Source organism: Coleofasciculus sp. LEGE 07092, assembly GCF_015207375.1.
GTDB lineage: Bacteria > Cyanobacteriota > Cyanobacteriia > Cyanobacteriales > Coleofasciculaceae > LEGE-07092.
Map to the genome: position 1 here is coordinate 53,087 of NZ_JADEWY010000011.1, position 24,466 is coordinate 77,552.

At 46.0% G+C, this 24,466-nt stretch carries 20 protein-coding genes; 9 read left to right on the forward strand and 11 right to left on the reverse strand.

Annotation, left to right across the window (positions count from 1 at the left end; all coding sequences use genetic code 11):
- Positions 1-94: 94 nt before the first annotated feature.
- The 4 genes from IQ257_RS04655 (at position 95) to IQ257_RS04670 (ending at position 4,772) form a co-directional block, all read left to right on the forward strand.
- Entirely contained in the window at positions 95-1,066 is a 972-nt protein-coding gene (locus IQ257_RS04655) for a PrsW family intramembrane metalloprotease (protein WP_193873181.1), read from the forward strand.
- Positions 1,067-1,096: 30 nt separating this feature from the next.
- Positions 1,097-2,734 (forward strand): CocE/NonD family hydrolase, encoded by a 1,638-nt coding sequence (locus IQ257_RS04660; protein WP_193873207.1) that lies wholly within the window; start codon positions 1,097-1,099, stop codon positions 2,732-2,734.
- Between the two features lie 138 nt (positions 2,735-2,872).
- Positions 2,873-4,147 (forward strand): AAA family ATPase, encoded by a 1,275-nt coding sequence (locus IQ257_RS04665; RefSeq protein WP_193873180.1) that lies wholly within the window; start codon positions 2,873-2,875, stop codon positions 4,145-4,147.
- Positions 4,140-4,772, forward strand: coding sequence for an RloB family protein (locus IQ257_RS04670; protein ID WP_193873179.1), 633 nt, complete (start codon positions 4,140-4,142; stop codon positions 4,770-4,772). Before IQ257_RS04665 ends, IQ257_RS04670 begins: the two co-directional genes overlap by 8 nt.
- An 88-nt stretch (positions 4,773-4,860) precedes the next feature.
- Here IQ257_RS04670 and IQ257_RS04675 read toward each other — a convergent pair whose 3' ends face one another.
- A complete protein-coding gene (locus IQ257_RS04675; RefSeq protein WP_322744189.1) occupies positions 4,861-8,133 on the reverse strand; it encodes an ATP-binding protein in 3,273 nt (1,090 codons plus the stop codon).
- A gap of 465 nt (positions 8,134-8,598) precedes the next feature.
- Between IQ257_RS04675 and IQ257_RS04680 the strand changes: the two genes are divergently transcribed.
- Positions 8,599-8,979, forward strand: coding sequence for a hypothetical protein (locus IQ257_RS04680; RefSeq protein WP_322744190.1), 381 nt, complete (start codon positions 8,599-8,601; stop codon positions 8,977-8,979).
- A 271-nt stretch (positions 8,980-9,250) separates the two neighbouring features.
- On the opposite strand, the gene glgB is transcribed toward IQ257_RS04680, so the two are convergent.
- Both glgB and IQ257_RS04690 read right to left on the reverse strand, forming a co-directional pair.
- Entirely contained in the window at positions 9,251-11,539 is a 2,289-nt protein-coding gene (glgB, locus tag IQ257_RS04685; protein WP_193873178.1) for a 1,4-alpha-glucan branching enzyme, read from the reverse strand.
- 180 nt (positions 11,540-11,719) lie between these two features.
- Positions 11,720-12,010 carry a hypothetical protein gene (locus IQ257_RS04690; protein WP_193873177.1) on the reverse strand — a complete coding sequence of 97 codons (291 nt, stop codon included), beginning with the start codon at positions 12,008-12,010 and terminating at the stop codon, positions 11,720-11,722.
- A gap of 582 nt (positions 12,011-12,592) precedes the next feature.
- Between IQ257_RS04690 and IQ257_RS04695 the strand changes: the two genes are divergently transcribed.
- Complete coding sequence (locus IQ257_RS04695) at positions 12,593-13,279, forward strand: PEP-CTERM sorting domain-containing protein (protein ID WP_193873176.1); 687 nt, start codon at positions 12,593-12,595, stop codon at positions 13,277-13,279.
- Positions 13,280-13,321: 42 nt separating this feature from the next.
- Here IQ257_RS04695 and IQ257_RS04700 read toward each other — a convergent pair whose 3' ends face one another.
- From IQ257_RS04700 to glyA, 7 genes are all read right to left on the reverse strand, one after another.
- Complete coding sequence (locus IQ257_RS04700) at positions 13,322-14,374, reverse strand: D-alanine--D-alanine ligase family protein (protein ID WP_193873175.1); 1,053 nt, start codon at positions 14,372-14,374, stop codon at positions 13,322-13,324.
- Positions 14,375-14,406: 32 nt separating this feature from the next.
- On the reverse strand, positions 14,407-16,923 hold the full coding sequence (locus tag IQ257_RS04705; RefSeq protein ID WP_193873174.1) for an HD family phosphohydrolase: 2,517 nt from the start codon (positions 16,921-16,923) through the stop codon (positions 14,407-14,409).
- A 192-nt stretch (positions 16,924-17,115) separates the two neighbouring features.
- Entirely contained in the window at positions 17,116-18,093 is a 978-nt protein-coding gene (locus IQ257_RS04710; protein ID WP_193873173.1) for an ADP-ribosylglycohydrolase family protein, read from the reverse strand.
- 4 nt (positions 18,094-18,097) lie between these two features.
- Entirely contained in the window at positions 18,098-18,571 is a 474-nt protein-coding gene (aroQ, locus tag IQ257_RS04715) for a type II 3-dehydroquinate dehydratase (protein ID WP_193873172.1), read from the reverse strand.
- Between the two features lie 8 nt (positions 18,572-18,579).
- Positions 18,580-18,720: a hypothetical protein gene (locus tag IQ257_RS04720; protein ID WP_193873171.1), complete on the reverse strand. Its 141-nt coding sequence runs from the start codon at positions 18,718-18,720 to the stop codon at positions 18,580-18,582.
- 305 nt (positions 18,721-19,025) lie between these two features.
- Positions 19,026-20,276, reverse strand: coding sequence for a competence/damage-inducible protein A (locus tag IQ257_RS04725; RefSeq protein WP_193873170.1), 1,251 nt, complete (start codon positions 20,274-20,276; stop codon positions 19,026-19,028).
- 108 nt (positions 20,277-20,384) lie between these two features.
- A complete protein-coding gene (gene glyA / locus IQ257_RS04730; protein ID WP_193873169.1) occupies positions 20,385-21,668 on the reverse strand; it encodes a serine hydroxymethyltransferase in 1,284 nt (427 codons plus the stop codon).
- 414 nt (positions 21,669-22,082) lie between these two features.
- Here glyA and IQ257_RS04735 point away from each other — a divergent pair, with 414 nt between their 5' ends.
- The gene (locus IQ257_RS04735) at positions 22,083-22,280 is read left to right on the forward strand and encodes a hypothetical protein (RefSeq protein WP_193873168.1); all 198 of its coding nucleotides are present in this window, start codon (positions 22,083-22,085) and stop codon (positions 22,278-22,280) included.
- A 161-nt stretch (positions 22,281-22,441) separates the two neighbouring features.
- Positions 22,442-22,939 carry a Tic20 family protein gene (locus tag IQ257_RS04740; protein WP_193873167.1) on the forward strand — a complete coding sequence of 166 codons (498 nt, stop codon included), beginning with the start codon at positions 22,442-22,444 and terminating at the stop codon, positions 22,937-22,939.
- Between the two features lie 83 nt (positions 22,940-23,022).
- Here IQ257_RS04740 and IQ257_RS04745 read toward each other — a convergent pair whose 3' ends face one another.
- The gene (locus IQ257_RS04745; protein ID WP_193873204.1) at positions 23,023-23,811 is read right to left on the reverse strand and encodes a fumarylacetoacetate hydrolase family protein; all 789 of its coding nucleotides are present in this window, start codon (positions 23,809-23,811) and stop codon (positions 23,023-23,025) included.
- Between the two features lie 319 nt (positions 23,812-24,130).
- On the opposite strand from IQ257_RS04745, the gene rpsF reads away from it, so the two are divergent.
- Positions 24,131-24,463, forward strand: a complete 333-nt coding sequence (rpsF, locus tag IQ257_RS04750; RefSeq protein ID WP_193873166.1) for a 30S ribosomal protein S6 — start codon at positions 24,131-24,133, stop codon at positions 24,461-24,463.
- The last annotated feature ends 3 nt before the right edge of the window (positions 24,464-24,466 follow it).

Genomic DNA, 24,466 nt, shown 5'->3' on the forward strand with positions numbered 1-24,466 from the left:
TGACCAAAAGGAAGTAATCAAATTTCTTTCTTTTGCTCCTTGATATCCCATCCCTTCTAGGCGTAAATTTTACGGCTTCTTCCGATTAACTGGCATGGAGCGATACATCATCACAGCGATCGCGCTGGCAATTCCCGCATACTTCTACACCTGGCTGGTGAGAACCATCGATCGGTTCGAGAAAGAACCTGTCCTTTACCTCATTGCTGCCTTTTTGTGGGGCGCAGTGCCAGCGGTGGTTTTTGCCCTCGTTTTGCAACTCGTTTTCTCTGTACCTGTGAATCAGATTTTCGGTCAAGAGACGTTGCAGGGTCAACTGATCGAAGCGGCGGTTAGTGCGCCCGTCACTGAAGAAATTCTCAAAGGCATGGCAGTGGCAATTGTCTATCTCAGGCATCGCCGAGAATTTGACGGTTGGGTAGACGGTATCGTTTACGGAGCGACGGCTGGTTTTGGATTTGCCTACGTGGAAAATATTATCTATCTAACGAGTACCCAAACCTGGCAGGATTGGGGAGCCTTGTTTTTTTTGCGGGCAATCGTGTTTGGCGGAATGCACGGCTTTTGGTCGGCGCTGGTGGGGATTGGTTTCGGGTTCGCCCGCTACAGTAGTGATCCTCTCAAGAAAGTTTTAGCGATCGCCTGCGGGTTAATGGCGGCAATATCAGGACATTTGATTCACAATGGAGCCATCACTCTGATCGAAAAAACTTCAGGATTAACGTTAATCGTGGCGTTATTCAACTACGCCGCCCTAGGGCTGTTGATGGTCGTCTTGTGGTTTGTAGCCGGATATGTGGAGCATCAGCGACTGAGGACTTACTTACGGGAAGAAGTGCCAGATTTCATCTCTCCTGAATGTTACGAAGCTCTGTGCAAGCATCGTTCGGATACGCTGGCAGCATTGGGCATGAGCCTATACCAACGTCGGGCTTTATTTCAAGTGGCAGCAGAATTAGCTCAGAAGAAGTTGCAATTGAGCAAAATGGGCGAAGAAGAAGGGAATAGCCGACAAATCGCCCATTTGCGGCAGGAGTTGAGGCGATTAGGGCGGCAACGGATTTGATAGCGGATGTAACGGATGATTAATTCCCCTATGTTGAAGGTTCGCAAAGAAACCGCATCAATGCTGACTCGGGACGGCGTGCGACTTGATAGCGATATCTATCGTCCTGATACTACTACTGAGTTGCCAGTGCTGCTGATGCGGCAACCCTATGGTAAAGCGATCGCCTCTACGGTAGTCTATGCCCATCCCACTTGGTACGCTGCCCATGGTTATATCGTAGTGATTCAGGATGTACGAGGACGCGGCACTTCAGCAGGGGAATTCCGGATATTTTCCCATGAAATTGAGGATGGTATTGATGCGGTTAACTGGGCGGCACAACTCCCCGGCAGTAACGGACAGATGGGAATGTATGGTTTTTCTTATCAGGGAATGACGCAGCTTTATGCAGCATCGGGACGTCCCTCAGCACTAAGAACCATTTGCCCCTCGATGATTGGGTATGACTTGTATGCAGATTGGGCGTATGAAGGGGGGGCGTTTTGCTTGCAAGCAAATCTAGGTTGGGCAGTCCAACTAGCAGCAGAAACGGCTCGTTTACAGGGGGATGCTGCTGCTTATCAGGTGCTTTATGCCGCATCTCGGAACCTGCCGTTCTACGAACCGTTAAACCATTTTATTGAAAGTTTTAGAAAGTATACGCCAAATTCATTCTATTATGAGTGGCTAGAGCATCCAGAACCGGGGGATTACTGGCAGCAATTGTCTCCCAAGTTGCAAGATGTAGACTTACCCATGCTGCATATTGGGGGATGGTTCGACCCTTACCTACGCGGTACTCTCCGCCTTTACAAGGAGATGGCAAACCGCAGTGCTTTCCCTCAACATCTTTTAGTGGGTGCTTGGGCGCATTTACCGTGGGGGCGTAAGGTGGGGGCGATAGATTACGGTGCTGATGCGGCTAGTCCCGTCGATGAGTTGCAGGTGCGTTGGTTTAACCAGTTTCTCAAGGGTATGGATACGGGATTACTCGACCAACTGCCTGTCTGTTTGTTTGAAATGGGTAGTAATCAGTGGCGCTATTTTGAAGATTGGTCTACTCATTCTCAAAAAGTTTATTATCTGACAAGTTCGGGTTTAGCGAGTGTACGGGAAGATTCTGGGAAATTAGTAGAGGTGTTAGATACAACGTCTCTACAACAGGATACATTGGTTCATGACCCTTGGCGTCCGGTTCCGGCTTTGGGAGGTCATGCCGCCATACCTGCTGGAGCATTTGAGCGTTCTGCGATTGATTGTCGCACGGATGTTTTAACTTATACCTCTGCCCCTCTGGTAGAAGCATTGCATATAGTAGGGGATGTCACTATAGACATTTTTTGCCGTGCAGATCAACCCAGTTTTGACCTGTGTGCCGTCCTTTCCAAAGTGCGACCAGACAGTAGCGTTTACAATTTTACGCAGGGATATGTGCGGGTAAATTTGGGACAAGAAACGACACCGCTACGAATCGCATTACAACCCACTTGTATCAGAATTGCCAAGGGAAGTGCTTTACGTTTGAGTTTGAGTGCCGCTTGTTTTCCTGCTTATCCGCTGAATGCAGGCACAGGCGTACACCCAGGTGAGAAACACTTAATACGAGGTCAAATTATTACAGTGACGGTGAGTTGTGGGGAGGGGTGTTCTTCACAGGTTTTATTGCCTGTGGTTGCACAGTCTTGAGGATGAATCCTCTCTCTGAGAGTTTTTTGCCATTTCCGGGTTCCATCGGGTGTTCTTGATGAGCCATCACAGGGTTATACTGAGCATATTTGTGAAACTTTCACAATTTATGCCACTTCATTGTTGCAGAGGCGCTTTATGCTGATAGAATTCAGCGTCGGGAATTACAGATCCTTTAAAGAAAAAGTCACCTTCAGTATGGTAGCTGCCAAGGTAACAGCAAAGGACAAAACCCTCGACGAGAATAATGTCTTTAAGATTGATGATGAACTCAGCTTGCTCAAAAGTGCGGCTGTCTATGGTGCAAATGCCAGTGGCAAGAGTAATCTTGTTGCTGCGATTGAATTCATGCGCTGGTTTGTCCTAAATTCTTCTAAAGAAACCCAAGTTACGGAAGGAATCGACGTTGAACCCTTCCGACTCAGTACAGAAACAGTAGGCAAGCCATCCTTCTTTGAAATTGTGTTCTTATTGGAGGGGAAAACATACAGGTACGGATTTGAGGTAGACACACAGCGGGTTGTTTCTGAGTGGCTATTCTATGTGCCGAAAACCAGGGAAGCTAAACTCTTTGAGCGTCAATCAGACAGTTTTAAGGTTTTAAAGGCGTTCAAAGAGGGCAAAGATATCACAGATAAGACTAGAACAAATGCTCTGTTTCTTTCAGTTGTTGCACAATTTAATGGTGAAATATCACAGAAAATACTACTGTGGTTCAATCAAAGCTTGAATGTAATTTCTCGTCTATACCCCAATAGTATTTACCGTCGTTATACAGAAGAATATTTTAAAAATGATAATTATAGATATGATATTATTCAATTCATAAAAACACTAGATTTAGGAATTGATGATATCCAAATCGAAAATTCAAGCTTAGTAGAAGAAATTTTATGGAAACAAGGAGTATTCCTTACCAAAGAAATTAGTCAAAAAGCGATTAAGACTTTTCACCGTAAATACAATGCTGAAGGTAATCAAACTGAGCTAGAGGAATTTGACATTGACAAACACGAATCAGACGGAACAAAAAAACTATTTACATTTGCGGGACCACTACTCGATGCATTAAGGAATGGAAAGGTTTTGATCATTGATGAATTGGATGCGAGGCTTCATCCATTGATTACCAGCGCGATTATCAGCCTATTCAATTCTGATCAAATGAGTTCCCAGAACGCACAGCTCATCTTTATGACACATGATACGAACCTGCTGATCAACAAAATTTTTAGACGAGACCAGATATGGTTCACTGAAAAGGATAGGCAGGGTGCGACTCATCTATACTCTCTGGTAGAGTACAAAGTGCGAAACGATGCCTCCTTCGAGACTGATTACATTCAGGGTAGGTACGGCGCTATTCCTTTCATCGGTGACTTACGCCGCTTGATCGGTGAGCCTAATGAGTAAAAAAGGCTCCTCTAGAAAACAAGATAAATCCTCGTCTCGGAAGTCCTATCGTGGCTACTCAGAAAGAACAGTTGAGACACGAGAGTTAATCGAACGGTTTTTGATTGTTTGCGAAGGGGAAAAGACGGAACCAAACTATTTTAAAAGCTTCCGCGTTCCCAAAGATGTGGTTGATATCTATGGAGTGGGTGAAAATACAATTAACCTAGTCAAAAAAGCTATAGAGTTGAAAGAAAAAGATGATTACGATCAAGTCTGGTGCGTCTTTGATCGCGATGAATTTCCAGCAGAAAATTTTAATGCTGCCTTAACGGTTGCCAGAAACAACAATATTAAGGTAGCCTATTCCAATGAGGCATTTGAACTGTGGTACTTGTTACATTTCAATTACCACGATACGGCTATACCCCGAAAGGATTATACAAAGAAGTTAACTGAGCAACTGGGTCACGAGTACAAGAAAAACAGCGAGACGATTTACGAGGAACTGGAAAGCAAACAGCAGACTGCGATTAAAAATGCCAAAAAGCTTTTGACACAATATGTTCCCCCCAACCCAGAAAGTGACAATCCTTCAACGACAGTGCATTTGCTAGTTGAACAACTTAACAGGTTTATCCGTTGACTCTCAGGCTCATAAAAATATCCCCTCTTACAAGAGAGAAAGGCATTAAATTGTGACCTGCGTCCCATTGGTTTAAACTGGTTAGTCATCACCGAATCACGATATCCAGTTCCGAGACTCCAAATCGGCGAGCTTTTTCACAGCGCTCGATATAGTGACGAACGACTCTATCGTCCTGGTTGGTTTGTAACACTTGCTTGAAGACTTCCTGGGCTTCGGCAAATTTTTTCTGAATATAAAGTTCTACTGCCTCCTCAAACTCAGTGCGGGTTTGCGTCTTTAGTTCGATTAACGCTTGCGGATTGCTATCGAAAATTTCAAATACGGCAATGGGTTGGCTTTTGCCCTTGACTGTCACTCGACCTAAAAAACGATAGTCGTACTGGTGAGGGTTTTGCAAGCGATCGCGAGTTTGTTCACTAATCAAGATATCCACACCGTAAATCTTCGTCAAGCCTTCTAAACGAGATGCAAGATTGACGGCATCTGCAATCACGGTGGTATCCATGCGCTGCAACTCTCCCACAGTACCCAGCATCAAAGAGCCTGTGTGCAAACCAATGCCAATGGCTATCGGTTCTTTCCCATTTTTTTGGCGTTGGCAATTGTAGAGAGACACTTGCTTTTGCATATCAATTGCGGCTTGCACTGCATCATCAGCAGTGGGGGGAAAAAGTGCCATCACCGCATCACCGATGTATTTGTCAATAAATCCGTGATGATTGCGAATTACCGGACTAACCCGACTTAAGTAGGCATTGATAAAGTCAAAATTGTCTTTTGGGGACATCCGTTCTGACAGGCTAGTAAAGGAGCGAATATCGGCAAAGAGTACCGTCATTTCTTTTTGCACTTGGTCGCCTAATTGCACCTCAATGATGCTTTCTCGTTCTAGAAATTGCAGGAACTCATGAGGAACAAAGCGTCCGTAAGCCGCATTAATTTTGGCGATGTGAAGATGGGTTTTTATGCGGGCAAGTAGTTCGTTTTTGGAGATGGGTTTAGTCAAATAATCGTTAGCCCCGGCGCTAAATCCTTCGACTAAATCCGATACCTGATTTTTGGCAGTCAGGAGCACGACGGGGAGTTCGTTCGCAAGAAATTGTTCGCGAATTGTTTGACAAAATTCATACCCTGTCATCTTTGGCATCATGACATCCAGCAAGATTAAATCGGGTTTGAATCCCTGGCGAATAATCTCTAATGCTTCTATACCGCTAGATGCTTGGGTAATTGCATAATTTTGTAGTGAAAGATGGTTGACAATAACCTGAAGATTAACGGGTTCATCATCCACAATTAAGATTTGAAATGCACCTTCAGGGGGGGTTAGTGCTTCTTGATCGGTTAGAATTTCATCAGGAATCACGGGAATGGCTTCCACCGATTGAATCTGGGATGCTGGCTGAGGGGGTTGACTTTCTGGCTGACTCCCGGATAGGGGAAGGGTGAACGTAAATTTTGAACCCACACCGACAGTAGACTCGACACGAATACTGCCCCCATGTAACTCTACTAGTTGTTTTGCGATCGCTAAACCTAATCCGGTGCCACTGTAGCGTCTGGCAATGGAACCATCGGCTTGTTCAAATGATTCAAAAATGCGCTCAAATTTCTCAGTCGGAATCCCCATTCCTGTATCGGCAACGGTAACGTCTAGGCAGTTATCAACCACAGTGGCGGAGACTTCAATCGTCCCCTTTTCTGTAAACTTAATGGCATTGCCGACTAAGTTGTACAAAATTTGTTGGACGCGGTTTTCGTCAGCGTCTACTAAGGGGACGGTTGGCTCAATTTTATTAATCAAGCGTAGATTTTTTTTACCAACGAGCGATCGCGAAAGGGTTAAAACAACATCGGCAATTTCGCGCATTCCTAGGGGCTTAATGTGCAATTCTATTTTTTTATGCTTGAGTTGGGAAAAATCTAACAAATTATTGACAAGCTGATGCAGTCTTCTGCCGCTAGAGACGATTAGGGAAAGATTAAAGACGGTTGCAGGGGGTAACTTCCCGGTAACGCCATCAATTAAGGATTCAGCAATGCCGATAATGCCGTTGAGGGGAGTTTTCAGTTCGTGGGAGGTATTGGCTAAAAATTCATCTTTGAGTCGATTGAGTTCTTGTAAGGTGGCATTTTTTTGTTCTAACTCTAGGGTATAGGCTTGCAAAAGTTGACGGGCTTGGGCGAAACGTCGCTCTAAAATAAATCCTAAAATTAGGATGAAAATAAGCGTTCCCCAAGGGTACAGTTGTTGAAACTCGTTACTTAGTTCAAACCGATAAACGAGAATATCGGGAATCGCAAACAGGGCAAGGATAATAAAGGCGAGTGTAAAGGATTTAGCATCGCGGGTTTGGCTAAAGGAATTTTGGATAGTGTTAACCAATAAAATGAATGTACTGCACAAGAAAAAGAGTTGATCGATATAGAAAACTGAAATCAAACTTTCTTGATGATCGATCGCCAAGGGTAAACAAATCAAAGCGTAAATAAGATGGATTTGCCATAAGCGTCGAATACTTGCACAGTAACCCACTCCAAATAGTTGCTCATAAAAAAGAAAAGTACTAACAGGTATTAGGTAAAACGATGTATATTCAATTATGTCCCATAAAGTATAATTATTGAAAAAGAATTGACTAAAGCTTGATTGAGAAATAGTGTAACATCCCACTAGAATCGCTAATAAGCCGAAATAAATATAGGCTTGAGTTTCTTGCCGATTCAATGAAAGACATAAAGCAATCAATCCTAAAATTGTAAAAAATATCCCTAAAATAACATCCAATTCTTGCAGAAGTAGTCGTTTAATTAAAGGATTTTGAGAACCGATAACAACTCTGTCAAATAATCCGATATAAATAGAAGAGCGTTCCCTCGGTTCAAGTTCCAATAATAGAGATTTCCGCTGAAATCCCGGCTCAAGACGAAGTAATACCCATTCTTCCTCAGAGGTATAGATGAGTTGATGATTAAGATAAACCTTTGATAGATAAGGGATAGCTCCCAAATAAAGCATGGGAGATTTCCAATTTACTTCAGGTAAGGTAACGCGCAACCAAACCTTTGTTTCATTTGGGAGATTAAGTCGTTTGGGAAACTGAAATGATATCCAGCAACGATTTGGATTGGCGATTGGTTCATCTGTGCAATTAGAAATATCGGCACGCGCCAAGGGAGAGTCACCCCAGTAATATTGCCATCCTGTTACAAATTCTGTGGATGGAGAGCTAACAATTTCTTGAGATTGCGCAAGACTGGGTGCAATCGGGAATAGTAGATTACTGAACACAATCAGTAAAAAAGCACTGAAACACAAGCTTATAGAGCTGCGGATTTGAGTAAATGCACGCTTCACGTTCTAGCTTCTCCTGGGGAATTATCCACAAAGCTGTTATGCCAAAACAAACGTCTTTCGGGCTGTTCAATCTAATTCGGGAGGTTAAGTAACAAAGCCCATCTTCATAAAACTATGCAAGGGAAGGTATAAGTGCAAGACGTTTATGAGAAATGAGTATAAATACTCAACAAGCAGAGTCTTTCATGCCGTTGCTCCCTCATATCCACAAGCGTAAATTAAATCCTACAGCGGGAAAGGGATTTTTTCATGTACAGGTTTAGGGTGTGGCAAAGGGGACTGGAAATGGTATCAAGAAAGATATTTTGCTGAAGCTCAGGGAGCGGTTATTTAACCCAATTGAGGATTGTCTGGCTGTCAAGATACTTCAGCGGGAAATTTAGCAAAACGTGACTAAAACTATCGCCGTTTTATGAGTAAAATTCACAGAGTTTCAACAAGATTTTTAAGCTAAATTTAAGATTTTTGACATTTTCTGTGATTGGCGACAATCGCGCCTATTGTGGTAAAGAATGTGTCAAACCTAGCTTCGGCACTAGCGTTCAGTTTTTTATGACCATGTTGCCCACCCTTCTCCGTTCTTTACTATTGACAAGTTTTTTGAGCTTTCATACCCCTATTATCCTATTGACAGGGGTGTTAGCGGCTATTTCAGCCATTGGATATGTTCCCGGTTTTGAAACCATCTCTCAAGCGGGTGCAGCAGCGTTATTAAAGTTTCTCGCGGTTTTCGGCAGTGGCTGTCCCTTTGAAGGAATTATTGTAATTGGTCTGACTTGTAGCGTAGTGGCAGCCTTATTCGATACCTACGCTTTCTACAGTTACCAACACCTTAACCATCATTAAGGGTTTTAGGGTAAAGGGGAAAGGAAACTCTTGCAAAAATAGGGAAAACGGGCAAGATGCCCATCCCACATTTCTGGGGGGGTAGGCATCCTGTCTGCCCAAGAATTTGATGAAAATGAAGGCAAGCAAGAAGGGGAGTATGTCTACCGTTGGCTGTTGGGTTGAGGTACGAAAACCAACTGGAGGGTTAGCTGGTTGGGTTTCACCATCGCTCTACCCAACCGACCTAAACGTTATGTGCAAACTTGACATACTCCCAGCCCAAAGCCAATTACCGCGCTGACTCTAATGCGGCTGCTGTCTTCTTCCTATCCAGCTTGAGAATCAAAACTCCCAAGGGTGGCAAACATAAATCTATAGAATAAGGTCGGTTGTGGAATGACCACTCATCCGTCCACTTGCCCCCTAGATTTCCCATATTACTACCACCGTACTCACGGGCATCACTGTTAAACAGTTCCGTGTAAAAACCCATTTCTGGAACCCCAACCCGATAGTGACTGTGGGGCTGAGGGGTGAAATTACAAACTGCAACAATAAACTCCTCCGAATCCTTAGAGCGGCGGATAAAGGAGACCACACTATGGCGGTTGTCACTGCAATCAACCCACTCAAACCCAGGTTCAGCAAAATCTTGAGTGTAAAGGGCGGGTTCGCTCCCGTAAAGCTTATTCACGTCGCTGATAAACCGCTTCAGCTTTTGATGGGGTTCGTATTGCAGTAAATGCCAGTCCAAATCGCCCCAAACATTCCACTCATTCCACTGACCAAATTCCATGCTCATGAACAAGGTTTTCTTGCCAGGGTGAGCGTACATATAGCTAAACAAGCAGCGGATATTAGCAAACTTCTGCCACTCATCCCCTGGCATTTTGCCTAGCATATTGCTCTTGCCGTGGACAATCTCATCGTGAGATAGCGCCAGCATATAGTTCTCAGCGTGGTGATACCACATACTGAAGGTGATATTATTCTGGTGGAACTGGCGGAACCAAGGGTCCATGTTGAAGTAGTCGAGCATATCATGCATCCAACCCATGTTCCACTTCAAATTAAAGCCCAAGCCGCCGACGTAGGTGGGCCAAGACACCATGGGCCAGTCTGTTGATTCCTCAGCAATTGAGAGAACTCCAGGGAAGTAGCTAAAGATAACGTGATTCATCTGGCGCAGAAAATCTGCTGCCTCAATGTTTTCTCGTCCCCCATACTGGTTGAGAACCCATTCCCCCTCTTTGCGGCAGTAGTCTAGGTAGAGCATTGACGCCACTGCATCAACCCGAATGCCATCAATGTGGTACTTGTCAAACCAGAACAGGGCATTAGATACCAAAAAGTTTCGCACTTCATGGCGGGAATAGTTAAAGACGAGCGTACCCCACTCTTTATGTTCTCCCTTGCGAGGGTCGGCGTGTTCGTAGAGGTGAGTGCCATCAAAGAATGCCAAACCGTGACCATCTTTCGGGAAGTGTCCAGGAACCCAGTCCACAATCACGCCGATGCCGTTTTGGTGGCACTTGTCAACGAAATACATGAAGTCTTGAGGAGTTCCGTAGCGAGAGGTACAGGCATAGTATCCGGTGACTTGATAGCCCCAAGAGCCATCAAAGGGATGTTCTGCCACGGGTAACAGCTCAATGTGGGTGAATCCCAGTTCCTTGATGTAAGGAATGAGTTTATCAGCCAGCTCCCGATAGGTCAGGAAGCGTGCTCCCGGTTTGAGATCTGAAACCATGACCACAGGCTCAGGTTTGCCCTTACTGTTCAAGGCAGGTTCGCCAGAGGAACCATGGAGCCAGGAACCTAAGTGAAGCTCGTAAATCGAAATGGGCTGAGTCAACGGTTCGGTGTGACGCCGCCGCTCCATCCACTCCTCATCGTTCCAATCATAAGCATCGAGGTCTGCAACAATTGATGCTGTTTTGGGTCTGACTTCTTGTTGAAAGCCGTAAGGATCAGACTTTTCGTAAATGTGTCCCTCAAAGTTTTTGATTTCGTATTTGTAGGATTCCCCAACCGCTAATCCCGGAATAAACAGTTCCCAAACGCCAGTGCGACCTTTACGCATCTGATGTTTGCGTCCGTCCCAGTGATTAAAATCCCCCAAAATCGATACATTACGGGCATTGGGAGTCCAAACTGCAAAGTAAACTCCTTTAACTCCGTCTACTTCCGTCAGGTGAGCGCCCAGTTTTTCGTAAATGCGGTGATGATTGCCTTCATTAAATAAATAGAGGTCTAATTCTGTCAGACGGGGAGAACGGAATGCATAGGGGTCGTATATTACCCGCTCGTGTTCTCCTTCTTTGACCCTTAGCTGGTAGTTGGCTAGTTCGAGTGTTTCCAGGGTAGCTTCAAAAAAGTGGGGGTGATGTACCGATTCCATCGGGTACTCTAGGCGTTCTTCTGGACGAACCACCCACACAGCATCCGCGTTCGGTAGATAAGCTCGCACAACCCACTTTGTCTGACCCTCTTCCTCAAAGCGATGGGGACCCAAGACTTCAAAGGGGTCATGATGTTGATTCCAAACAATCCGGTCAATTTGTTCAGGGGCAATCATGAGGGATATTAAGCTATCTATGTCAAATAGTACGGACAGGGAGAGTTCCGCAACTCTTAATATTTATATACTTTTTTGACTTTTTCTACACGTTTTAGAATCAGGCAGCCATAAATTCTACAGAAAAACATAGGGACACCATTATCCGTTACATTTTTCTGTCAAATTTGCTACTATTTTTTACCATGGAGTCACAAGACGAAACAGCTTGAGCAAACGTAGCAGAAAAATCTGCTGCTGAATCTGAGGATCGAGTTCTGTTGGTGTCGAGCGCTCGGCGAGTCGAGCTTGCAGTTCAGCATACTCAGCCGCACTCAGGAGTTTACCATCAATAGGCGATCGCGCCTCGGTGATAATCTCTGTCCTTAACACCTCTTCCGGCAGATCTTCTGGTGGTGGCAAACTCAGGACGGGTTGAGCCACTAGGCTAGTTAATCCCAACCAAAAACATAACAATTTTCCGAGTTTCATCTGAAAATAGGGAATGGGGAATCGGTGCTAGAGGAGTTGAGTAGAGCCGCAGCAGCTACAGTCAGCAACTCTGAAGCGATCGCGCCCATTAGATAAGAATCTTTGTTGTCACCGACATCGTACCACCTCTAGTACGGCTTCGCAGAGGTAACAACCCGCCAGTGGTTTTAACCACTGTCTCATACATAAAGTCCTCGCTATGAGGACTAAATACTGACTCTACAAGACTTTCAGTCCACTTAAGTGGACTTGAGCTATTAGCCCGGAGTTTGAACTCCGGGCTGATTTTCTTTCTTCTGTTTCTCTCTTCACCGTAACTTTATCAAACCTCTGAGTCGAAAACGAGATGAACTCTTGAATGGGTAAGCTATTCAGCTACTTTTTACATCAATTTTCTGCCGAATATTTATTTAAAGATTAGGTAAAACCTAGCAATAGGGGTAGACAAAAAATCGGGGGGGTAAAAATAGGTTAATCGAGTTTAGATTAATCTCAAAACTGCGTTATCAACAAGAACTAATCTCTTGATAACTGCTATTTAATCAATCAATCATCACCACCGAAGAAACAAGGAATCAAACCATGAAAACTCTGCTCACAAAAATCACCGTTGCCACCGCTGCTGGTGCTGCTCTTAGCTTAGGGGTAATGGGTGCTAATCCTGCTCAAGCCGCCATATTTGACTTGGAATGGTCAGGTGAATTCTTTGGCAATGGCGCATCAGCCACTGGATTTATTGATTTTGATCCTGCCCAAATTCCTAATCCTGGAAATAACTTTAACTTAATAGTAGATGATTTTTCTGTAACCGTTACAGGCGCAACTATAGGAAATGGAACGTTTACATTAGCTGATTTTGGTCAGTTTATTTTTCAGACTCCTCTTAATTCTCCGTTAGACTTTACCCAAGAATTAGTGGGACAACCAGCTACTCCCCCCGCTCTTCCCTTCGGAACAGCGGGTACTTTCGGTGAGGCAGGAGATTTTAATATTTTTTCTAACTTGAGCAATCCAAATGCACCTAACGGAACTTTCTTCTTTCAACTCACAACTGGTGGGGAAACTGGTCAAAACTTAACCTTAACAAGTTTTGCTCCTAGATCTACAACTCCCCCTGCCTCTGTTCCTGAACCGGCGTCGGTGCTAGGTTTATTGGCAGTGGGTGCGTTGGGTACGGCTTGCAAGTTTAAGGGTAAAAAAAATAGGGAACAGAATAGGACACAGAACTCCACTGTTCCCCGTTCCTTAGCCCAGCAACAGTCTCATTGATTTTTAAGCGGAAGTTGCCCTGCGACGTGGGGCAACTTCCGTTTAAGAGTTGTGCCGTTCCAGCGCCAGCTCAATCAGTCGATGCACTAATTCTGGGAATAGAACGCCTGTGGCTGCCCAGAGCTGAGGATACATACTCGTTGCCGTGAAACCGGGTAGCGTGTTGATTTCGTTAATTAAAACCTCTCCCGTCGCTTCCACATAAAAGAAATCCACCCGTGCCAACCCTGCCCCATCTACAGCTTCAAATGCCTGCACTGCCATGTCTTGAATCTGGCGGGTGATGCTATCTGGCAAAGGTGCCGGAATGAATAAGTTGGCTTGTCCTTGTGTATATTTAGTTTCGTAGTCGTAGAAATCGGTATCATAGGTGATCTCTCCCACCACTGACGCTTTGGGAGAATCGTTGCCCAGAACGGCGCATTCTACTTCCCGTGCCACAACGCCAGCTTCTACAATTAACCTGCGATCATAACTAGCGGCATTATCCAAGGCGGCTTCCAATTCAGCACGCGATCGCACTTTGGCAATTCCCACAGAAGACCCTAAATTAGCAGGTTTAACAAAGCTAGGATAGCCCAATGTTTCCTCAATTTGGTCGCAAAGTTTGGGAAACACGCAGGGGTTAGACCAAATTTGAGAACGGCTAAGAGCCATGTAATTAACTTGGGGCAACCCGGCTTGGGCAAACGCCGTTTTCATGGCAATTTTATCCATGCCCATTGCCGAACCCAAGACGCCAGATCCAACATAAGGAACCTGCATTAACATCAACAAACCTTGAAGGGTGCCATCTTCCCCATTCGGTCCGTGGAGAATTGGAAACCAAACATCCACGTCTGTGACTTGAGGGGGAAATTGCCAAGGATTGCCACCGCTACTTGAGGATAGAGGGGTTCCCGATTCTAGAACAGAGCCGGATATTTCTTGTGATTGCCACAGCCCATCTTTTTGAATGTAAATTGGCAGCAGTTCGTACTTTTCAGTATTTTGGGGAGCGATCAAGGCTTTGGCGATCGCTTTTGCGGACGTGATCGAGACTTCATGTTCTCCCGATCGACCCCCAAACAACAGTCCTACCCGTAATTTTGTCATTGGTCATCTGTCATTGGTCATCTGTCATTATTTCATTTAGCGGCGGGTTGACAGTTGAGTGCCGCTTTTGGATAAGCAATGCGCTGGTGATTGTACTGCTGCCATACGCGGACAAACACTTCTGCAATGGTTGACAAATCCTCTCGCGTTAGTCCTGCATCCAGTAACTGATTATCCTGCCAGCGAGCTTTAAAAATTTTATTAACGGTTGTCAAGGCTGTTTCAGGGGTGACATCCTTGAGCGATCGCAGCGCGGCTTCACACGCATCTGCCAGCATGACAATACCCGTCTCTCTGGACTGAGGAATGGGTCCATCGTAGCGAAAATCAACCTCTTTGACCGATTGACTCCCTTCTTGTTGCGCTTTCTGTTGAGCCTGGAAGTAAAAATAAGAAATCAGGAGTTTACCTTGATGCTCTGGAATAAAGTCCCGAATCGCTTTCGGTAACTGGTGCTTGCGAGCCATGACTAAGCCTTCTGAGACGTGCTTTTTAATAATCCCAGCACTCTTCCAAGGGTCATTAATTTTGTCATGTTTGTTGGGTCCTCCCATTTGGTTTTCAATAAATCCCAACGGATCATGCATTTTCCCAATATCGTGGTAAAGGGTTCCCGCCCGAACCAGTTCTACGTTACAGTGGAGTTCTCGCGCTGCGGCTTCGGCTAAAGACGCCACAAATAGGGTATGTTGAAACGTTCCAGGTGCCTCCGTTGCCAATCGTTTCAGTAGGGAGCGATTAGGATTTGACAGTTCTGCCAGACGGATGGGAGTTACCAAGTCAAACAGCCGCTCTAAGTAGGGTGATACGCCCAGTGCTACCACGCTCCAAGCCAAACCCGACAAGCCATAGATGATTGCTCCTGGTAGCACGGCATACCAAATCGTACCTGCACTCGCACTGAAAATCAGATTAACCGTCAGATTAACAACCCCCTGCGTCAAGCCCACAATGCCGCCCAGCAGCGCCAGTTCCTCACGCGATCGCATCCGCCCAGCCATCAGGGCACCGACTAAACCCCCAGCCGCACCCGCGAATAAATATTCTCGGTTCATATCCATGCTGAACATCACCAACCCTGTCAAGAGCGTGACAACGGTGCCTCCCAAGGTCGAACCATAAAAGGTGCCGACTAACAAACCAACGGCTGGCAAGTCTGTATACTGAACGCCAAATATGACCAAGACTGGCGTACTCAAACTCAAAAGCAATAGCAAAATATGGTCGCGCCGCCTCAGTGTGGGGTAGACTTGCCGTTCCACCAGCCAAAAAATGCCAACCGCACCGCTAACCAAACCGCCAAATCCTACTAAGCCAATCCAGTTAATTTCTCGATGGCTCAAGCCAAAATAATCAAGCAAGACAAAATCTGTCTGGGTAATTTCTTCTCCCGCTCCCACGATGATCTCTCCCCGCTCCACGGACACCAGAACAGGTTCGACGGCTTGTGCCGCTTGTTCGGCTCTACGTTTGGTTCGTTCTTTATCTTCAACTAAGTTGATTTGCAACGCGCTTGCCAGCACCTGAGTTGCCGAAGATTCTGCCTCTGGAGGTATCAGCCTACTCACTTGTATTTTGGCAGCATCCTTAACGATATCGGGGGGTAGTCCTGGTGGAATACCCTGGGTGAGGATGCGCTTGGCTGCCTGAGCGATGCCAATTCGAGTTTCCTGCCACAGGGAATCGGATAGATCGAGCAGGGACGCATCGTTGGTGAGAGTGGATTCAGGGGTATTTAGTTCTGAGAGCTGGCGCAATGCCCGCTTGTAACTTTGACGAGCACGAGCAATTGCATCAATCAGTTCAGAAAATGCTTTAGGAGAAGAGAGCCGGCGGTAGCTTTGTAGTTCGTTAACGGCTTGGACAAACCCCAGCTCTAAGGGTTTCTTCCCTTGTTCGGGCAATCTTACTGCCGGATTAAAAGGGTTAACACTAGTATCTTTCTTAGCAAAGGCTACAATCCCCTGCCATTCCCATTCTTGGCTCTGGCGCAGATATCGCTGAGTTGAATCTGATAGTACCGCAGTTTGAACAAAGGGAAATGAACCGCTAAGACTGCGTACTTCTTCTATTTTGTCAAGAGATTGCTGGAGATTTTGATTAATTTCTTGGGAAATGGATTGGTCAACCCTTAAAACGGGGAAAGCGCCAGTACGAGCTGCCTTTCGCTTTTCTTCTGTGGTTTTAGTATCCTCAACACTGGCATCGTAAGGAGCTCGGATCGTTTGTGAGGCGGCTCTACCGACATCTAGCTTCGGCTGGCTATAGAAACGGTTCCCCATAACGGTAGTAAGGGAAACCACCGCTAGTGTCCACATTACTGGTGAACGTCCTTGACGCTTGCGCCACGGCTTTGGCGGCAGTTTCGGCTGTCGGTTTTGTCTAGTGCGATCGGCTGTCGGGGTTTGGCTTTGGCTAGAAAGGGGAGGCTTTGCGTCTGTATGAATGGCATGGGAATCCAAGAGCCTGAATGATAACCAGACGCGAAGTTGCTCAGATTTGCGACGCAATTGCGCAATGGGTTGCGTCAACGAATGAAGGGTTTTCATAGCAGGGGATTTGCCATTTTAAGTGAGCTGTAGCAGTGGGGGTGCAAGCTCGGCTTGCTTGAATTATTAGACAGGTTAAATTCAGTCGATCTAAAAATTTACCTCTTTATAAACCGTAACCTTTGAGTGGGCTTCCTTTTTACCTTACAAAACTCAGCAGCAAATGGTTCTTGTTTCTGGAACATCATTTGTTTATAATCTCGGTTGAATCACGCCCGGTGCTGCTACAGCCGCTTGAGCGCACCTATTAGTCCCTGAAGTATCTAAAACTCCTGACCAAACGGCAAAGAGATGATTGGCTAGTTGTAGTCGTTTAACGGTAGCAGGAATCTGATCGGCGGCAAGACGCCAGCCCACGGGGATACCCGCGATACCGTTATAGACGCCTGCCAAGGTTCCTGCTACCGCTGTTGTTGTTTGGGGTTGGTATCCGCTACCAGCAGCACGAGTCACACAAAGACGAAAATCTTCTGGAGTACTGAGGAAGCAGTAAAAGGCTAGGGCAATAGCGGTATCAGAGCCCATTTCCGTCTTTTTTTGATGCACCTGCTCTCGCCGCAGTTGAGCAAGGGTTGTTTCTAATTCTGCACCTTGTTCTACTAGAGTTTGTACCTGTTCGAGTTGTTGGATCAAGGGAGCTGGCGATTGTCCTAGCTCTGTTAAAATTTGGGGAATTAAGCTGGTAGTGTCGAGTTTTTCAGTCAGGGCGAGGGCAACGGTTAAAGCGACTGCCAAGACTCCTTCAAGTCCTTCTGCCTCAGACTGCCAAACCCCTGCTGCCTGTAACAGCTTTTGCCGTAACTGGATTGGATTGTCGTGAAAAAAAAGTGTTGTCGGTAGCGTTGCCACCGTCGCCTCGCTGCTGGTTGCTACTGCTTTTAACAACTGGAGAGATAGCTGAGTCTTACCACATTGCAGCACCCAATCATCAATATCTAGTCTGCCACAACGAACCAAGCTTTCGATACCGCACGTTGCAATCTGACTCCAATCGGAGAATAGGGGGAAAAAATGGGTCGCTTTTTCCTCGAAGTTGTCGCCTGCTGACTTGATCTCTACTAGCCTGACTTGCTCAAATACTCCTCTGTGACAGTTGCTGCTACCGAGAACTTCACCTAGCAAGCTGCCTAATAATGCACCTTGAAATCGGCTCAAAAGTGAGTACCGCATCCAATCAATTTGTTCCAGCCGATTTTCTCAGGGTATAGACTAAAGCTTGCAGTCCCAGTCGATAACTTTCAGCTCCAAAGCCACTAATCTGTCCTACAGCTACTGGTGCAATGAACGAGTGATGGCGAAAGGCATCCCGCTGATATATATTACTGAGATGCACTTCGACTACAGGCAACTCTACGGCTACCAAAGCGTCCCGGATGGCTACACTGGTATGGGTATAGGCTCCCGCATTGATTAAAATCCCGTGATGTTCTCCTCGGGCATCATGAATCGCATCGATTAAAACGCCTTCATGATTGGACTGCAATGCCGCGATCGCACAAGCAAACGCTTGCCCCTCTTGTTGTAAGAGGTTGTCAATCTCACCCAAGGTGACAGAACCGTAAATTTCTGGCTCTCGGAGTCCTAATAAATTCAGATTGGGACCATGTAGCACCAGAATGCTTAAAGAACTCCGAGTGTCATTAGGCACGGGAATCACTACCGCCGACGGCGTACTGGCTCGTTGACTGGGATGGGAATGGGTTCGGGTTCTGGCTGTGCTTCGGGACCCATGAGGGTTTCAATGAGCTTGCGAGCCCATTCTTTTAGTTTTTCCAACACCTTTTCTATATAGTCCATTAAACAGAAATCTCCTCTGAGAAAAGCTGCATCTTCTTTTAAGATTTTTCCAACTGAACAAGTGCCAAACTTTCCTATCTGCACTCCTTAAAATACAACAGGGCAGTTGCTCTAGCATCTCGCCTGGGTAAACCCCGGTTTTTTTGAGTTGACACGGCGATTTTTACGGGTTGCAGACACCCTCTGGAAACAAAAACCCAATTGTTGCTTTCCTTAACTTTAAGGGTAGCATAGTGCTTAAAAGCATTGCTATCCCACTAACGAAATATTGAGTAGAGACTTCTGTAACAAAAGTATAGTGTTATCTACCCTTGTAATAACCTGCGTCGCAGTTGGTCGAGAGCGTTACAGGCACAGGCATGACGAATAGAATCACGAGTGCGATCTTGACCCAACTGATACTTGAAACAGTCCACCCTGCCATCAGGCTTTGACAAGCTAATATAAACCAGACCAACGGGTTTAGTCTCTGTACCGCCCCCAGGTCCAGCAATGCCAGTGATGCTGAGTCCCCAGTCTGTCGAAAGAAGCGATCGCACCCCGGCTGCCATTTGATTAGCAACGGGTTTGCTAACGGCTCCCCATTTATCTAGATCGGATGACTTGACCCCCAACAACGAGATTTTTACAGAATTGTCATAGGAAATAACACCCCCGAGGAAATAATGGGAACTACCGGGGACAGCGGTTACCATATGACCCAGACCTCCACCTGTACAGGATTCAGCAACACCAAGGGTTTGATTGGTGTCCCTTAATAACTGCCCCACGACCAATGCCAGGGTATCGCTGTTATCGCCAAAATAATCTGCCCCGGCAGTCTGCCGCAGTTGTTGCACAACAGGATTGATTAACTGTTGAGCTTCAGCTTCAGAAGGAGCACGAGCTGAAACTCGTAACCTCACTTCGCCCTGAGACGCATAAGGAGCAACGGTAGGGTTGCTCAAGTGAAAAAAGGGAGCCACTTTTTCGGCTAGCGCTGACTCCCCAATACCCCAAAACCTCAAGGTGTGGCTGTAGATGATTTGTTTGCCCCAGCCTTGGCGCTTGAGATAGGGAATGGCAGTTTCCTGCCACATTTGCTGCATCTCGCTAGGGACACCGGGAAAGGTAAGAAGGGTCAAACCAGGACGGGGTTGCCAAATAATTCCGGGGGCAGTGCCGCCGGGATTGGGTAAAACCTCAGATCCCTTCGGAATCAAGGCTTGCTTGTGGTTGCTAGGAGTCATCTGCCGTCCCCGTTGGGCGAATTTTCGGGCAATATCCTCCAGCACGTCGAGCCGTTCAATGAGAGGAACGTCGAAAAAGTCTGCCAGTGTTTCAGTTGTCAGGTCATCCGGCGTGGGTCCCAAGCCTCCTGTTAGGATAAGCAGCTCCGAGCGATCGCTTGCAATTGCCAATACCTGCTTTAAGCGGGTCGGATTATCTCCCACCACGGTCTGATAGTAGTGAGGAATGCCCATATTTGCTAGCTCAAGGGCTAAAAACTGGGCATTCGTATTTAGAATATCCCCCAGAAGTAACTCGGTTCCAACGCAAATGATTTCAGCACTCATGGGTTAAGAGATCATGGGTCAAGATGTCAAAGAATAAGGAGTTCGGAGCCATCTCTTTGAATGCAACTGGGTATTACACTCGTTGACGTGACTGAACCTCAAACGAGACTAGACTAATGTCGGTACTGGTATCTTCAGATGAGGATACAAGGGGAAGCGATCGCACAACTGGGCAACCCGACGCCGACAATCTGCTGCAACTTCCTCATCTTCTGGATTCAGTAAGCGATCGGCAATAATATCAGCAATTTCTGTAAACTCAGCTACACCCATACCCCGTGTCGTCATAGCTGGCGAACCCAATCGCAAGCCACTAGTGACAAAGGGAGATTCTGGGTCAAAGGGAACGGTATTTTTGTTGGCGGTAATATTGACGCCACTCACCAACTGGTCGGCACGCTTACCCGTCATCCCAATCGAACGCAAATCTACCAACATCAGGTGATTATCCGTGCCACCCGAAACAATTTTTAAACCCCGCTGTTGCAGTTGAGCTGCCAACGCTTTGGCATTTTCAATGACGTTAGCAGAATAATCGTTAAATGCAGGAGTCAGTGCCTCACCAAATGCCACCGCTTTAGCCGCGATGACGTGTTCCAATGGACCCCCCTGTGAGCCAGGAAATACCCCTTTATCGAACTTCTTACCCAATTCAGCATCGCGAGTGAGAATCAATCCGCCTCTGGGTCCCCGCAAGGTTTTATGGGTCGTTGTCGTGACAACATGGCAGTGAGGAATCGGGTTGGGATGGTGTCCTGTGGCAACTAAACCGGCAATGTGAGCAATATCCGCTAGGAGGTAAGCACCCACTTCATCAGCAATACTTCTGAATTTTTCAAAATCAATAATTCGGGGATAGGCGGAATAGCCACAAATAATCAGCTTGGGACGTTCTTTGAGTGCCTGTTCCCGAACCTGCTCGTAGTCGAGTTGCTCAGTTTCGGGGCTGACGCCGTAGTGACAAACCTTGAACCACTTGCCCGATACATTAACGGGGGAACCGTGGGTGAGGTGTCCACCATGGGACAAATCCATACCCATAATCGTGTCTCCAGGTTCCAGCAGCGCTAGGAATACAGCAAAATTTGCCTGGGCACCTGAATGGGGCTGTACATTGGCATGGGCAGCTCCGAAAAGTTCCTTGGCACGCTCAATGGCTACTTGTTCAACCTTATCGATGAATTCACACCCACCGTAATAGCGCTTACCCGGTAAGCCTTCGGCATATTTATTTGTCAGTACCGAGCCTTGAGCCGCTAGCACCGCTGCTGAGGTGAAATTTTCACTGGCAATCAGTTCTAAATGATCACGTTGGCGCTGAAGTTCCTGGTTGAGGTAAGTTGCTACCACCGGATCGGTTTGCGCGAGAAAATCTAAGTTCGTTTCAGTCACGTCCGTCAATCCCTAGAGATGCTCTACATGGGTTTACAGTGGTCAACTCTTACAATCACGAGCTGACTTAAGCCACTACTTTACCGTTGAACCAATAATCTTAACGCTGTTTGCCACCCAATCGGAGTCTAACTTTGGGACAGAAGTCTACTTAATTCTTTAGGGGTAGGGAATCTTGTAAAGGTAAGGAAAATCGGGTCTGAACCAGGAGGAGCAGGAGGAGCAGACGGATTAGCTTCGTCTAAATGCTTGATACCGATCTCATCAAAAGGCAGCTTATCTTCTTTTTCTAGGAGAATAAATCTTTAATTTTTAAACGTTCTGCATCATTAAGCTGTATTGAGTCTAACGCCTCTCTCTAAAGACCTAACTTAAGATAGAGTCAGCCACCCTAGGATTGACCGGAGGATTTCAATGTTAGTCATTCTTATGGAAGAGCAAATCCTTTCCCCAACACAAGTTTGTCAGGGTTGCTTGCTTGCTGACAAAAGTGGTCAACCTCGTTGGCGTCACGGCAAACTAAGTTGCGGTCATGCCGTTCGCAAGCTTACTCCCCATCAACCCGAACAGTATGAGTGTGAAATGGGATTCCGCATTGCTAACCTCGATTAGTTTATGAAGAGAGATTAAGAGTTGGTGTGGCAGGAGGCGATCGCTGTTTCGGTAGCTTATGGGGAAATCTATGAGCGGGTTAGGTCAGGCAGACTTCCGAGCTGCGTTATCCTGAATTTAGTCAAGAAAATATGAGTAACATCCTCAAGGAGAATCTGAAAATGACTTGGCGTGGCTCAACAAGTGTTCAAGATCGAATTTTCGCTGCCCTGACCTATTTACTCCCCTTATTCTATGTAATGCAGTTCGCACTAAAGTTGCAGTTGCCTTTGTTACGCCAGTTTCCGGATTTGAATGCAGTTTTGCAAGTTCTTCTACTCCCTGTCGCTTTTATCTTCACATTAGTACCGTTTGGATTAGCCGGAATAGTGATTTTTTTCGTATTGTTTTTATTGGTCGTTAGAAACGAGAGAATCGCTCATTTCATTCGATTTAATACCATGCAAGCAATTCTTTTAGATATTCTTTTGGTTTTATGTAATCTGGTAGTCGATATTGTGCTAAGAGGTTTGGGCTTTAATTTGGTAACAGAAACATTACTAAATGTCATCTTTTTAGGAACGCTTGCCGCCTGCTTTTACTCAATTGTGCAGTCCATTCTCGGTCGTTATGCAGAAATTCCAGCTCTTTCGGAAGCGGTTTACGCACAAGTACGCTAGGTATTTTGCAGTTAGGCAAGCTGATACGGTTTTACGGTTGTTAAATCAAAGCTGTTGCCAAAATTCTCCTTTTTTTAATCCCACTACACCCTTACTGAAGCACGATCAACAACGGTATTTTCTAAATGACCAATGCCTTCAATTTCAACACGGATGCGATCGCTAACCTGCATCGGTCCAATTCCTTGGGGTGTACCAGTCAAGACTACATCTCCTGGTAGCAATGTCATGATTTGAGAAATATAAGAGACTAGAAATTCTGGAGAAAATACCATTTGATCAATCGATACCGATTGTACCGGTTCGGGAGCGTCATTCAAAAACGTCTGCAAACGCGCTCCGGCACTCAATTCTCGCACAATCCAGGGTCCGAGGGGACAAAAGGTATCAAATCCCTTGGCTCTAGTCCACTGACCGTCTTTCTGCTGTAAATCGCGAGCTGTGACATCATTGGCTATGGTATAGCCCCAAATTTTTCCCTGAGCCTGTTCTGGCGTGCAGTCTGCGCAGGGTTCGCCAATGACTAGCGCCAACTCTCCTTCGTAGTCTACTCGTTGTGACTGGGGGGGAAACAAAATTTCTCGATCAGCAGCGGTAACAGTTGTCGGTGGTTTGAGAAAAAGCAGGGGTTCTTGAGGGACTGGTGTTCCCATTTCTCTAGCGTGATTAATGTAGTTTTTACCCACAGCCACAATTTTTGTAGGGGCACAGGGCGCAAGCAGCTTGTAACTTCCTGGCTCTAACTCTAATTTGGTCGGTTGACCTTGTAGCCAAGGTGGTGCATCGAGAACTTGGATACTGCGCGTCAGTTGCAACAAGCCATAGTAGGTTTGTCCCTGAGTACTTTTAATTCGGACATAGCGCTGTGCCATGATTTTTAGGTGTTCCTTTGGTAATTCAACAAATTCGCGTAAGTTCCCAGGTTTAACGAAGTAACCGTGGGTCATTAACCGTCTATGAGATGCAGATTAACCCTGGTAGCTAGGTAGAATTAATAGCAGAAACTAGTAAAATTGCAACATAACGTCCCGACAGTTCCTCCACCTGAAAAAGGGAAAGGCAGTAAAACGCTGTTTTGCTTGTAGAATTGGCTGTCGGGATAGTTTTGTGTCCTTGCTCCTTCAAAATTGGCAGGAAGCCAATCCTAGTCAATCGAGGGGGGCTCTGTTGTCCAAAAGGAAAGTAATACTTGTGAGTGATAATTACGAAATGATGTACATCCTGCGTCCTGATATGGGAGAAGAGCAGGTCAACCAAGCGATCGCCAAATACCGGGATATCCTGCAAGAGCAAGGAGCCGACCAAATCGACATCCAACATCGGGGCAAGCGGCGTTTAGCTTATCCCATCGATAGACATCGCGAGGGCATCTACATTCAAATGAACTACAAAGCCCCTGGTAGTCATGTTGCTATCATCGAGAGGGCAATGCGCATCGGTGAGGATGTGATTCGCTATCTTACCCTGAAACAAGAAGAACCCGCAGCCGACAAACAAGCGGAGCCAGTTGAGGTAGAAGGTTAGTTC

Bases quoted from the DNA above. Each gene is read 5' to 3' on its own strand.
- IQ257_RS04655 (WP_193873181.1), top strand. From the start codon at position 95: ATGGAGCGATACATCATCACAGCGATCGCGCTGGCAATTCCCGCATAC.
- IQ257_RS04660 (WP_193873207.1), top strand. From the start codon at position 1,097: ATGTTGAAGGTTCGCAAAGAAACCGCATCAATGCTGACTCGGGACGGC.
- IQ257_RS04665 (WP_193873180.1), top strand. From the start codon at position 2,873: ATGCTGATAGAATTCAGCGTCGGGAATTACAGATCCTTTAAAGAAAAA.
- IQ257_RS04670 (WP_193873179.1), top strand. From the start codon at position 4,140: ATGAGTAAAAAAGGCTCCTCTAGAAAACAAGATAAATCCTCGTCTCGG.
- glgB (WP_193873178.1), bottom strand. From the start codon at position 11,539: ATGATTGCCCCTGAACAAATTGACCGGATTGTTTGGAATCAACATCAT.
- IQ257_RS04690 (WP_193873177.1), bottom strand. From the start codon at position 12,010: ATGAAACTCGGAAAATTGTTATGTTTTTGGTTGGGATTAACTAGCCTA.
- IQ257_RS04695 (WP_193873176.1), top strand. From the start codon at position 12,593: ATGAAAACTCTGCTCACAAAAATCACCGTTGCCACCGCTGCTGGTGCT.
- IQ257_RS04700 (WP_193873175.1), bottom strand. From the start codon at position 14,374: ATGACAAAATTACGGGTAGGACTGTTGTTTGGGGGTCGATCGGGAGAA.
- IQ257_RS04705 (WP_193873174.1), bottom strand. From the start codon at position 16,923: ATGAAAACCCTTCATTCGTTGACGCAACCCATTGCGCAATTGCGTCGC.
- IQ257_RS04710 (WP_193873173.1), bottom strand. From the start codon at position 18,093: ATGCGGTACTCACTTTTGAGCCGATTTCAAGGTGCATTATTAGGCAGC.
- IQ257_RS04720 (WP_193873171.1), bottom strand. From the start codon at position 18,720: ATGGACTATATAGAAAAGGTGTTGGAAAAACTAAAAGAATGGGCTCGC.
- IQ257_RS04725 (WP_193873170.1), bottom strand. From the start codon at position 20,276: ATGAGTGCTGAAATCATTTGCGTTGGAACCGAGTTACTTCTGGGGGAT.
- IQ257_RS04735 (WP_193873168.1), top strand. From the start codon at position 22,083: ATGTTAGTCATTCTTATGGAAGAGCAAATCCTTTCCCCAACACAAGTT.
- IQ257_RS04740 (WP_193873167.1), top strand. From the start codon at position 22,442: ATGACTTGGCGTGGCTCAACAAGTGTTCAAGATCGAATTTTCGCTGCC.
- IQ257_RS04745 (WP_193873204.1), bottom strand. From the start codon at position 23,811: ATGGCACAGCGCTATGTCCGAATTAAAAGTACTCAGGGACAAACCTAC.